The sequence below is a fragment of the Streptomyces sp. BB1-1-1 genome (assembly GCF_031597775.1).
Classification (GTDB): Bacteria; Actinomycetota; Actinomycetes; order Streptomycetales; family Streptomycetaceae; genus Streptomyces; species Streptomyces thinghirensis.
This window is the reverse complement of record NZ_CP134203.1, coordinates 4,400,608-4,412,828: the sequence shown is the minus strand read 5'-3', so window position 1 is coordinate 4,412,828 and position 12,221 is coordinate 4,400,608. Positions and strand designations below refer to the sequence as shown.

The window sequence follows — 12,221 nt, the reverse complement described above, 5'->3', positions numbered from 1 at the left end:
CGAAGGTTGGGGAGGTCGGCGAAACGACCATGCACGTCACGCATCTGTCGCTGGCCGACTTCCGTTCGTACGCCCGGGTCGAGGTCCCGCTGGACCCGGGCGTCACCGCCTTCGTCGGGCCGAACGGGCAGGGCAAGACGAACCTCGTCGAGGCGGTCGGCTATCTCGCCACGCTCGGCAGCCACCGGGTCTCCTCCGACGCGCCCCTGGTCCGCATGGGCGCCGAGCGCGCCGTGATCCGCGCCCAGGTCAGACAGGGCGAGCGGCAGCAGCTGATCGAGCTGGAGCTGAACCCGGGCCGCGCCAACCGTGCCCGTATCAACAGATCCACGCAGGTCAAGCCGCGTGACGTGCTCGGCATCGTGCGCACCGTGCTGTTCGCGCCCGAGGACCTCGCGCTGGTGAAGGGCGACCCCGGTGAGCGGCGCCGCTTCCTGGACGAGCTGATCACCGCCCGCTCCCCGCGGATGGCCGGGGTGCGCTCCGACTACGACCGGGTCCTCAAGCAGCGCAACACCCTGCTGAAGTCGGCGGCGCTCGCGCGTCGGCACGGCGGCCGCACGATGGACCTGTCCACGCTCGACGTCTGGGACCAGCACCTCGCGCGCGCGGGTGCCGAACTGCTGGCTCAGCGCCTCGACCTGATCGCCGCCGTGCAGCCGCTGGCGGACAAGGCGTACGAGCAGCTGGCGCCGGGGGGCGGCCCCGTCGCCCTGGAGTACAAGCCGTCGGCGCCCGGAGAGGCGCACACGCGCGAGGACCTGTTCGAGCAGCTGATGGCCGCGCTCGCCGAGGCCCGCAAGCAGGAGATCGAGCGGGGCGTGACCCTGGTGGGTCCGCACCGGGACGATCTGCTTCTCAAACTCGGCTCGCTGCCCGCCAAGGGGTACGCGTCCCACGGCGAGTCGTGGTCCTACGCCCTGGCGCTGCGGCTGGCGTCGTTCGATCTTCTCAGGGCGGAGGGCAATGAGCCGGTCCTCGTCCTGGACGACGTTTTCGCCGAGCTGGACGCGCGGCGCCGGGAGCGGCTGGCCGAGCTGGTGGCGCCCGGTGAGCAGGTGCTGGTGACGGCCGCGGTCGACGACGATGTTCCGGGTGTGCTGGCGGGCGCGCGGTTCACGGTGGCCGAGGGCGCGGTGGAGCGCGTATGAGCGCGGACGGGCCGGTCCCCGGGAAGCCCCCCGAGGAGGGCACCGACAGCAAGGGTGGCCCGGAACCGTCGGGTGTCGATCTCGCGCGGGTGGCGCTCAGGGCGGCGCGGGAGGCGGCACGCGCGCGTGGGGACGCCGCGCAGCAGAAGAAGCAGGCGCGGCGCGGGGGCCTGCGCTCCGGGGCGCGTGCCGACGGGCGCGACCCGATGGCGTTGGGTTCGGCGATCAACCGGCTGATCACCGAGCGCGGCTGGGAGACGCCGGCCGCGGTGGGCGGGGTGATGGGCCGCTGGCCGGAGATCGTCGGTGCGGACGTGGCGAAGCACTGTGTGCCGGAGCGGTACGACGAGGACGAGCGGGTGCTGGTCGTCCGCTGTGACTCGACGGCGTGGGCGACGAATCTCCGGTTGCTGGCCCCGACGCTGGTGGCCCGGCTGAACGAGGATCTCGGGCACGGGTCGGTGCGGGTGATCAAGGTGCTGGGGCCCGGCGGTGCCGGTGGTCCCGGTCGTCGTTACGGGCCGCTGCGCGCGCCCGGCAGCCGGGGCCCGGGCGACACCTACGGGTGAGCCGCAGGCGTTCGGCGAGCGATCCGGAGTCGCTCTGGAGTCGCTCCGCGGGCGCCCCTGCGGGCGCTCTGTGGGTGTTCCGGGGGCGATCTGGCACCCCGTCACAGACGGGTGATGTACCTCACATAATTGGGCCGCGACGGCGGGTGTGGACCGTCGCCGCGACCTCCGTCGCGCAACCGCACGCGGTTGCGAATACCGATCTGACTCCCAAGTAGCCAAGGGTTGACGCCTCGAAGCGCTGAGTGCCGTTGTGAGCCTCTTGGGGCCCCCATCCCCATATCGGGAGTCGGACGAGCCTCGTTCAGGGCGGCACATGCGGACTCAGGTACCGGCAAACCCCCATCAGTGTCAGTGCTACCGGTAGAATGGAAGACAATCCCGCCCCGAACGTGGGGACCGTCCGGGACTAGCTGAGCAACGCTGATCAAGGCTTACCAACGCAACATGCCGCAGCCGCTCCGGCAACCCGCCGACGAGCCCGGCTCGTGCTGTGCCAGAAAGGGCGCTTCGTGGCCGATTCCGGCAACCCCAACGAGAACAACCCGTCCACCGACACCGGCGTGAACGACGCGGTGAGCACCTCGAACGCCGAGGCGCCCGCCTCGTACGACGCCAGTGCCATCACCGTCCTCGAGGGTCTGGACGCGGTCCGCAAGCGACCCGGCATGTACATCGGCTCGACCGGTGAACGTGGCCTGCACCACCTGGTGCAGGAGGTCGTGGACAACTCCGTCGACGAGGCGCTGGCCGGCCACGCGGACACCGTCGACGTCACCATCCTCGCCGACGGCGGTGTCCGGGTCGTCGACAACGGCCGTGGCATCCCGGTGGGCATCGTCCCCTCCGAGGGCAAGCCCGCCGTCGAGGTCGTGCTGACCGTGCTGCACGCGGGCGGCAAGTTCGGCGGCGGCGGTTACGCGGTCTCCGGCGGTCTGCACGGCGTGGGTGTCTCCGTCGTCAACGCCCTTTCCACGAGGGTCGCCGTAGAGGTCAGGACCGACGGCTACCGCTGGACGCAGGACTACAAGCTGGGCGTCCCCACGGCGCCGCTGGCCCGGCACGAGGCCACCGAGGAGACCGGCACCTCGGTCACCTTCTGGGCCGACGGTGACATCTTCGAGACCACCGACTACTCCTTCGAGACGCTCTCCCGGCGCTTCCAGGAGATGGCCTTCCTCAACAAGGGTCTGAGGATCAACCTCACCGACGAGCGCGAGTCGGCGAAGGCCACCGCCGGCGCGGACGAGGCGGGCGAGGACGAGAAGCACGAGGTCAAGACTGTCTCGTACCACTACGAGGGCGGCATCGTCGACTTCGTGAAGTACCTCAACTCCCGCAAGGGAGAGCTGGTGCACCCCACCGTGATCGACCTCGAGGCCGAGGACAAGGACAAGAGCCTGTCCCTCGAGATCGCGATGCAGTGGAACGGCGGCTACACGGAGGGCGTGTACTCCTTCGCCAACATCATCCACACGCACGAGGGCGGTACGCACGAGGAGGGCTTCCGTGCGGCGCTCACCTCGCTCATCAACAAGTACGCGCGCGACAAGCGCCTGCTGCGCGAGAAGGACGACAACCTCACGGGTGACGACATCCGCGAGGGTCTGACGGCGATCATCTCGGTGAAGCTGGGCGAGCCGCAGTTCGAGGGCCAGACCAAGACCAAGCTGGGCAACACGGAGGTCAAGACCTTCGTCCAGCGGGTGGTCTACGAGCACCTGGCCGACTGGCTCGACCGCAATCCCAACGAGGCGGCGGACATCATCCGCAAGGGCATCCAGGCGGCCACCGCGCGCGTGGCGGCCCGCAAGGCCCGTGACCTGACGCGTCGTAAGGGCCTGCTGGAGACGGCGTCGCTGCCGGGCAAGCTGTCCGACTGCCAGTCGAACGACCCGATCAAGTGCGAGATCTTCATCGTCGAGGGCGACTCCGCCGGCGGCTCCGCCAAGTCCGGCCGGAACCCGCAGTACCAGGCGATCCTCCCGATCCGCGGCAAGATCCTCAACGTCGAGAAGGCGCGCATCGACCGGATCCTGCAGAACCAGGAGATCCAGGCGATGATCTCCGCGTTCGGCACGGGTGTGCACGAGGACTTCGACATCGAGAAGCTCCGCTATCACAAGATCATCCTGATGGCGGACGCCGACGTCGACGGCCAGCACATCAACACCCTGCTGCTGACCTTCCTGTTCCGCTTCATGCGGCCGCTGGTCGAGGCCGGGCACGTGTACCTGTCCCGCCCGCCGCTCTACAAGATCAAGTGGGGCCGGGACGACTTCGAGTACGCGTACTCGGACCGCGAGCGCGACGCGCTGATCGAGATGGGCCGCAACGCCGGCAAGCGCATCCGCGAGGACTCCGTGCAGCGCTTCAAGGGTCTCGGCGAGATGAACGCCGAGGAGCTGCGCATCACGACCATGGACCAGGAGCACCGCGTGCTCGGCCAGGTCACGCTCGACGACGCCGCGCAGGCCGACGACCTGTTCTCGGTGCTGATGGGCGAGGACGTCGAGGCCCGGCGCGCGTTCATCCAGCGCAACGCCAAGGACGTCCGCTTCCTCGACATCTGAGTCGGTCTCAGCTGACCGCACCAGGAAGGACCTTCACCAGCAATGACCGACGAGAACACTCCTGTGACGACGCCCGAGGGTGACGCCCTGGCGATGCGTGTCGAGCCCGTCGGGCTCGAGACGGAGATGCAGCGCTCCTACCTCGACTACGCGATGTCCGTCATCGTCTCGCGTGCGCTGCCCGACGTCCGCGACGGCCTCAAGCCCGTGCACCGCCGCGTGCTGTACGCCATGTACGACGGCGGCTACCGCCCCGAGCGCGGCTTCTACAAGTGCGCCCGCGTCGTCGGCGACGTCATGGGCAACTACCACCCGCACGGCGACAGCTCCATCTACGACGCCCTGGTCCGCCTCGCCCAGCCGTGGTCGATGCGCATGCCGCTCGTCGACTCCAACGGCAACTTCGGCTCGCCGGGCAACGACCCGGCGGCGGCCATGCGGTACACCGAGTGCAAGATGGCGCCGCTGGCCATGGAGATGGTCCGTGACATCGACGAGGAGACCGTCGACTTCACGGACAACTACGACGGCCGCTCCCAGGAGCCGACCGTCCTGCCCGCCCGCTTCCCGAACCTGCTGATCAACGGCTCGGCCGGGATCGCGGTCGGCATGGCGACCAACATCCCGCCGCACAACCTGCGCGAGGTCGCGGCCGGCGCCCAGTGGTACCTGGAGAACTACGAGGCCTCGCACGAGGAGCTGCTGGACGCGCTCATCGAGCGCATCAAGGGCCCCGACTTCCCGACCGGCGCGCTGGTGGTGGGCCGCACGGGCATCGAGGAGGCCTACCGCACCGGGCGCGGCTCGATCACCATGCGCGCGGTCGTCGAGGTCGAGGAGATCCAGAACCGCCAGTGCCTGGTGGTCACGGAGCTGCCGTACCAGACCAACCCCGACAACCTCGCGCAGAAGATCGCCGACCTGGTGAAGGACGGCAAGATCGGCGGCATCGCGGACGTCCGCGACGAGACGTCGTCCCGCACCGGTCAGCGCCTGGTCATCGTGCTGAAGCGGGACGCGGTCGCCAAGGTCGTGCTGAACAACCTGTACAAGCACACCGACCTGCAGTCGAACTTCAGCGCCAACATGCTGGCCCTGGTCGACGGCGTGCCGCGCACCCTCTCCCTGGACGCGTTCATCCGCCACTGGGTGAACCACCAGATCGAGGTCATCGTCCGGCGTACGAAGTTCCGCCTGCGCAAGGCCGAGGAGCGGGCGCACATCCTGCGCGGCCTGCTCAAGGCCCTGGATGCCATCGACGAGGTCATCGCGCTGATCCGGCGCAGCGACACCGTCGAGATCGCGCGCGGCGGCCTGATGGACCTCCTCGCCATCGACGAGATCCAGGCCAACGCGATCCTGGAGATGCAGCTGCGCCGCCTCGCGGCCCTGGAGCGCCAGAAGATCGTCCGGGAGCACGACGAGCTCCAGGCGAAGATCACCGAGTACAACGAGATCCTCTCCTCCCCGGCCCGCCAGCGCTCGATCGTCGGCGAGGAGCTGACCGCGCTCGTCGAGAAGTACGGCGACGACCGCAAGACCAAGCTGATCCCGTACGAGGGCGACATGTCCATCGAGGACCTGATCGCCGAGGAGGACATCGTCGTCACGGTCACGCGGGGCGGCTACATCAAGCGCACCAAGACCGACGACTACCGGGCCCAGAAGCGCGGCGGCAAGGGCGTACGCGGCACGAAGCTCAAGGAAGACGACATCGTCAACCACTTCTTCGTGTCCACCACCCACCACTGGCTGCTGTTCTTCACCAACAAGGGCCGGGTCTACCGGGCGAAGGCGTACGAGCTGCCCGACGCCGGCCGGGACGCGCGCGGCCAGCACGTGGCGAACCTGCTGGCCTTCCAGCCGGACGAGTCGATCGCCCAGATCCGCGCGATCCGCGACTACGAGGCGGTGCCCTACCTGGTCCTGGCGACCAAGGCGGGCCTGGTGAAGAAGACGCCGCTGAAGGACTACGACTCGCCGCGCTCGGGCGGCGTGATCGCCATCAACCTGCGCGAGCAGGCGGACGGTTCCGACGACGAGCTGATCGGAGCCGAACTGGTCTCGGCCGACGACGATCTGCTGCTGATCAGCAAGAAGGCACAGTCGATCAGGTTCACCGCCTCGGACGACACGCTGCGGCCCATGGGGCGTGCCACCTCGGGCGTGAAGGGCATGAGTTTCCGCGAAGGGGACCAGCTGCTCTCGATGAATGTTGTTCGAGCCGGTACGTTCGTGTTCACTGCCACCGACGGCGGGTACGCGAAGCGGACCTCTGTCGACGAGTACCGCGTCCAGGGCCGCGGCGGCCTCGGCATCAAGGCTGCCAAGATCGTCGAGGACCGTGGATCGCTCGTGGGCGCGCTGGTGGTCGAGGAGCACGACGAGATCCTCGCCATCACACTCTCGGGCGGTGTGATTCGTACGCGAGTCAGCGGGGTCAGGGAGACGGGCCGTGACACCATGGGCGTCCAACTGATCAATCTGGGCAAGCGCGATGCCGTCGTCGGCATCGCACGCAACGCCGAGGCGGGACGCGAGGCGGAGGAGGTCGACGGCGATGTGGTCGTCGACGAGACCGCCGAAGGTGCCGCGACCACCGGCACGGACGAGGGTGAGGCGCCCTCGGCCGAGTAGCACGAGGAGAGAGTCATCGTGAGCGGAGCCACGGGCGCCGGGTCGGCCGGTACCTCCAGGGGTACGGAAACGGACGGCGGCGGCCGTGGCTCCGCCGCGCGTGCGACGGATTCGCACACGACTCAACTGCGCAAGATCGACGACGACGCGACCGACTCCCGCTCGGCGAGCTCGTCCAAGACGCATGGATCCCAGGGGGGAACTGTGACGGACACCCGAGGCCAGCAGACACAGCAGGCGGCCTCGCCGCTGCCGGGAGAACGGCAGCCCCAGCAGCCCGGCGGGCCGTACCACCCGCCGCAGGCCTATCAGACCCAGGGCGGCAACGCGGCCGCCGCCGTGCGCCGCCCGCGTACCGGCGCCCGCACCACGCCCCGCGTCCGCAAGGCACGCCTGCGCGTGGCGAAGGCCGACCCGTGGTCGGTGATGAAGGTCAGCTTCCTGCTCTCCATCGCGCTCGGCATCTGCACGATCGTCGCTTCCGCCGTGCTGTGGATGGTCATGGACGCCATGGGCGTCTTCTCGACCGTCGGCGGCACGATCTCCGAGGCGACCGGCTCGAACGAGTCCAACGGCTTCGACCTGCAGTCGTTCCTGTCGCTGCCCAACGTCCTGCTGTTCGCGACGGTCATCGCGGTCGTCGACGTCGTCCTCGCGACGGCGCTGGCCACGCTCGGCGCGTTCATCTACAACCTGTCCGCCGGCTTCGTCGGCGGCGTGGAACTGACGCTCGCCGAGGACGAGTGATCGTCGCTCGCCGGTCTCGCGACAACCGATTTTGGGACTGCCCGCCTCGTGCGCTAATCTTCAGGAGTCAGCGCGCGGGACATACACCGCAGAGCGCGGCGGGGCTATAGCTCAGTTGGTTAGAGCGCATCCCTGATAAGGATGAGGCCACAGGTTCAAATCCTGTTAGCCCCACCAGCGAGAAGACCCCCAGTCGGTAGCGGCTGGGGGTCTTTTGCGTCTCTGGGTGTCTTCGGCATCTCCGGTGTCTCCGGTTACATCAACGCCCGACCGCTGGCGACGGGGGATGCGCCAGCGGTCGGGCTGTGGCCAAGGCTAACAAGGCCGGGTGCGTGGCGGGAGACATTCACTCATCGCACGGGCGCTCGTACGAGAGGCGCGGCAGGTACTCGTGCCATTTCTCCTCGGTCAGCACGCCGCGGGTGGCCGAGCAGATGCGGTCGATGGCGTCGTCCACATCGAGGTTCCACAGCCGTACGGTGTCCGTGCCGCTGGACACCCCCAGCATGTGGCTGACGGGGCTGAAGGACAGGAAGCCGCCCGTCTTGGCGTTGGGGCTCATCGACTCCCCGATGGGGGCGGCCCCGGCCGGGGCGTGGACGTCCCAGAGCCGGACCGTGTTGTCGTTGGCGCCACTGGACAGGGTGTCGCCGTCCCGGCTGAACGTCAGCGACACCACCGAGTCGGTGTGGCCGGCGAGCGTGGAGTCCGCCGGGGCCGCTTCGCGGGGATCGGTGACGTTCCAGAGCCGGACCGTGCCGTCGTCGCTGCCGCTGGCCAGCGTATGGCCGTCCGGGCTGTAGGCCAGCGCGTTGACGGGGCCGAGGTGTCCCGTACGGGGGGCGCCGAGCCGGGCGGCGTGGCGGGGGTCGCGGACGTCCCAGAGCCGTACGGTGTCGTCCGCGCTGCCGCTGGCCAGCGTGCGGCCGTCCGGGCTGAAGGCGAGGGTGTTGACGTATCCCGTGTGGCCGGTGAGCGGCTCGCCGAGCGGGCGGGGGCGGGACGGGTCGTCGGCGTTCCACAGCTGGACGGTGCGGTCGTCGTAGGCCGTGGCCAGCGTGCGGCCGTCCGGGCTGAACGCCAGGGCGTCGGGGCCGGCGTAGCGGGTGCGCAGCACCACGGGTGGGCCGTGGGCGGTGGGCCGGGTCGGGTCCGTGACGTCCCACAGCTGTACCGCGCTGCTTCCCGTCAGCACCGCGAGGGTGTCGCCGTCCGGGGAGAACACGAGGGAGCGCACGTCGCCCTCCGCCGGGCGGAAGGGTTCGCCCAGTGACACGGGCCGGCCGGGGTTCGTCACGTTCCACAGCCGGACCCGGCCGTCGCGCGCCGCGGTGGCCAGTACGTGACCGTCCGGGCGGAACGCTCCGTTGCGGCCGATCATGTCCGACGTCGGCAGCGACCACAGGCGGACCTTGCTGTCCCCGCTGCCGGTGGCGAGCGTGCGGCCGTCAGGGCTGAAGCCGAGGGCGTACATCTCTCCGCTGCTTCCCGCGAGGGGCATGCCGATCTGGGACGGGTAGGCCGGGTCGCTGACGTTCCACAGGCTCGCCGTGCTGTCCGCGCTGCTCGCGGCGAGCATGTCCCCGTCGGGGCTGAAGGCCACGGACCATATGGGCCCGGTGTGGCCGGTCAGCGGCGAGCCGATCCGTGCCGCGTCGCGTGGATCGGCCACGTCCCACAGCCGTACGGTGTCGTCCGCGCTGCCACTGGCCAGCGTGCGGCCGTCGGGGCTGAAGGCCACGGAGTGCACCAGCCCGGTGTGACCGGCCAGCGGTTCGCCGACCGGCGTCGCGGCGTCCGGGTCGGTGACGTTCCAGAGCCGGACCGTCTCGTCGTCGCCGCCTGCCGCCAGCGTCCGGCCGTCGGGACTGAACGCCACCGAGCGCACCGCCGCAGTGGGGCCCGTCAAGGTGTCCAGCGCCTTCGGCCGGCGCGGGTCGGCCACGTTCCACAGCCGCACGGCGTGGTCGTCGTGGGCGGAGGCCAGCGTGCGGCCGTCCGGGCTGAACGCGAGCAGGTAGACGGTGCCGCCGTGACCGGTCAGGGGGGCACCGAGCGGGCGCGGGCGGCTGAGGTCGCTGATGTCCCAGAGCCGGATCGTGCCGTCGTCCGAGGCGCCGGCCAGGGTGCGGCCGTCCGGGCTGAACACCGCGGAGCTGACCCAGCTCGTGTGGCCGGTGAGCGGCTTGCCCAGCGGTTCGGGACGCGCGGGGTCCGACACGTCCCACAGCCGCACCGTCCGGTCGTAGCTCGCCGTCGCCAGGGTCCGCCCGTCCGGGCTGAAGGAGGTGAGGTAGACGGCGCCCGTGTGCCCGAGGAGCGGTGTGGCCAGGGGCGCGTTCACGATCGAGATCAGCCGGTTCCGCACGTCCTCGTCGTCCGGCCGCAGGCGGTGCGCCGCCAGGTCGAGCTGGGCCGACAGCGACGGGTCCGTGTACTGGACCCGGTCCGCCTCGGCCACCACCTGCTCGAACACCGCGTCGTTGCGCTGCTGCCAGGCGACCACCGCCGAACCGACCGCCAGGATCGCCAGGACGACCAGTGCCGACACCGCGGCTCGACTGATCAGGACGGAGCGTTTGCGCAGCCTGACCGCGGCGGCCAGGAAGTCCACCGCGCTCCGGGTCAGAAAGGTGCCGTCGGCCGACTCCGCCCAGCCGCGGGCCCGCTCCAGCCGGGAACCCCGGTAAAGGAGGGAAGCGTCGCGGTCCGACTCCTCCCAGGCCCGGCCGTCCTCCTCCAGCCGCTGGCGCAGCAGGTTGCCGGTGCGGTCCTCGTCGATCCAGTCGCGCAGGCGCGGCCAGGCGTGGAGCAGCGCCTCATGGGTGATCTCCACGGTCTCAGCGTCGAGCGTCACCAGCCGGGCACGCACCAGTGCTTCGAGCGACTCCTCCGTCTTGCCGGGGTCCCTCGACTCCTGCGCCAGCCGGCGCCGGGTGCCCCGCCTGCGGGTGGCCTGGGTGTCCTCGCTCACCCGGACCAGCCTGAGCAGGAGCAGCCGTGCGGCCGTGCGCGCCGCCGGGTCGAGGCCCGACCAGGCCCGCTCGGCGGTCGCCGCCACCGCTCCCTGGATCCCGCCGGCCGCGCGGTACCCGGCCAGGGTCAGCCGGCCCGCCTTGCGGCGCTGCCAGGTGGCGAGCAGGGCGTGGGAGAGGAGCGGCAGCACGCCCGCGTCGTGAGCGCCGCGCGGGCCGCCGGTGCTCACCTCCCGGATGATCAGCTCCGCCAGGCCCGGTTCGAGCTCCATGCCCACGGCACGGGCCGGGCCGTTCACCGCCTCGCGCAGTTCCGCGGTGGTCAGCGGCCCCAGCACCATGTGCCGGTGCTGCAGCGCGTCGGCCAGCTCGGGATGGCGCAGGCACTGCTCGTAGAAGTCCGCGCGTACGCCGAGGGCCACGAGCACGGGCGCCGGGTCTCCCGGACCGCCGGGCGCGCAGGCGGCCTGGAGGAGCTGGACGAACACGCGCCGGTCCGAATCGTCGGCGCAGAGGGTGAAGATCTCCTCGAACTGGTCCACGATGACGACCGGACGACCTGCCACTGGCGAGGCCGCCTCCGCCGCCGCCTCCGCCCTGCCGCGGGCCCACGCCGTGAAGGCGTCCCTGGCCGCCCGCGCGGTTTCCGGGGCGTCCGGGGCGTCCGCAGCGTCCGGTTGCGCTACGACGGGCGCGAGTTCGGGTATCAGTCGGGTCAGCTCTCCGAGTGGATCGCCTCCCGGTACGAGTTGGAGTACTTCCCTCGGCCGGCCGGACCCTTCGTCCCCGCCACCCCCGTCGTCCCCTTCGTCCCCGCCGCCCAGCGCGCCCTTGCGCAGGGCGGGCACCAGGCCGGCGTTCAGCAGGGAGGACTTGCCCGCCCCGGAGGCGCCTACGAGCATGACCAGGCCGCCCGTGCCCTCCGCCGCGCGGAGCTGGGCGACGAGAGCGTCCGTGCTCCGCTCCCGCCCGAAGAACCAGTCGGCGTCCTGCTGGCGGTACGCGGCCAGACCGCGGTAGGGGCAGACGCCGCCGGGGACGGCCGGGGCAGCCTCGGCCGGGGGGTGTTCCTCGTCCGCCGCGGACGGCGCGGGGCGTTCGCCGGTCGGGTCGGCCACCGCCCGCTCCCACAGGCGCTGCCACTGGGTCAGGTCGTACAGGCCAGCGGACACCGGTGCGGGTCGCGCGCGCCGCGCCAGGGGGATGAGTACATGCAGCACCGCCGCGAGGGCGGGGAACTGGGCGGGTACGTTCTTGGCCCGCCGCCAGTCGCTGATCCGCTGGGCGGAGACCCGTACGGGCCGCCCTCGTTCGTCGACCCGCTGGAGCCGGACGACCGCCTCGGACACGCGTTTGAGGGGAGGGTTGCCCGCCTCCCTGTACAGCAGAGCGAGACGTTCCGCGAAGGCCGTGCGTGCCCCTGAGTCGAAACTCAAGGTCTCCACTCCTTACTTCCCCCGCACCTGGACGTCCGGACCGGAAAACTCACTCTATACGCCTGACCTGCGGCTACGTCATGGCCGCTGCACCGAAACCTCCCCGGCGGGGACCTCAGCTGGCAGGATCACG

The 12,221-nt window shown here is 70.6% G+C and carries 6 protein-coding genes and 1 tRNA gene; 6 read left to right on the top strand and 1 reads right to left on the bottom strand.

The features are described 5' to 3' along the window. The first annotated feature begins 29 nt into the window (after window positions 1-29). From recF to RI578_RS20265, 6 genes are all read left to right on the top strand, one after another. Window positions 30-1,151: a DNA replication/repair protein RecF gene (recF, locus tag RI578_RS20290; RefSeq protein ID WP_310872390.1), complete on the top strand. Its 1,122-nt coding sequence runs from the start codon at window positions 30-32 to the stop codon at window positions 1,149-1,151. Then, the gene (locus tag RI578_RS20285; protein WP_310872389.1) at window positions 1,148-1,720 is read left to right on the top strand and encodes a DUF721 domain-containing protein; all 573 of its coding nucleotides are present in this window, start codon (window positions 1,148-1,150) and stop codon (window positions 1,718-1,720) included. Before recF ends, RI578_RS20285 begins: the two co-directional genes overlap by 4 nt. Before the next feature lie 512 nt (window positions 1,721-2,232). Continuing rightward, window positions 2,233-4,293: a DNA topoisomerase (ATP-hydrolyzing) subunit B gene (gyrB, locus tag RI578_RS20280; protein ID WP_310872388.1), complete on the top strand. Its 2,061-nt coding sequence runs from the start codon at window positions 2,233-2,235 to the stop codon at window positions 4,291-4,293. 42 nt (window positions 4,294-4,335) lie between these two features. Then, window positions 4,336-6,930: a DNA gyrase subunit A gene (gene gyrA / locus RI578_RS20275; RefSeq protein WP_310872387.1), complete on the top strand. Its 2,595-nt coding sequence runs from the start codon at window positions 4,336-4,338 to the stop codon at window positions 6,928-6,930. Window positions 6,931-6,948: 18 nt separating this feature from the next. Continuing rightward, complete coding sequence (locus tag RI578_RS20270; protein WP_310872386.1) at window positions 6,949-7,677, top strand: DUF3566 domain-containing protein; 729 nt, start codon at window positions 6,949-6,951, stop codon at window positions 7,675-7,677. 100 nt (window positions 7,678-7,777) lie between these two features. After that, a tRNA-Ile gene (locus RI578_RS20265) sits at window positions 7,778-7,854 on the top strand. 169 nt (window positions 7,855-8,023) lie between these two features. On the opposite strand, the gene RI578_RS20260 is transcribed toward RI578_RS20265, so the two are convergent. Further along, window positions 8,024-12,097 carry an AAA family ATPase gene (locus tag RI578_RS20260; RefSeq protein WP_310872385.1) on the bottom strand — a complete coding sequence of 1,358 codons (4,074 nt, stop codon included), beginning with the start codon at window positions 12,095-12,097 and terminating at the stop codon, window positions 8,024-8,026. Window positions 12,098-12,221 lie beyond the last annotated feature (124 nt).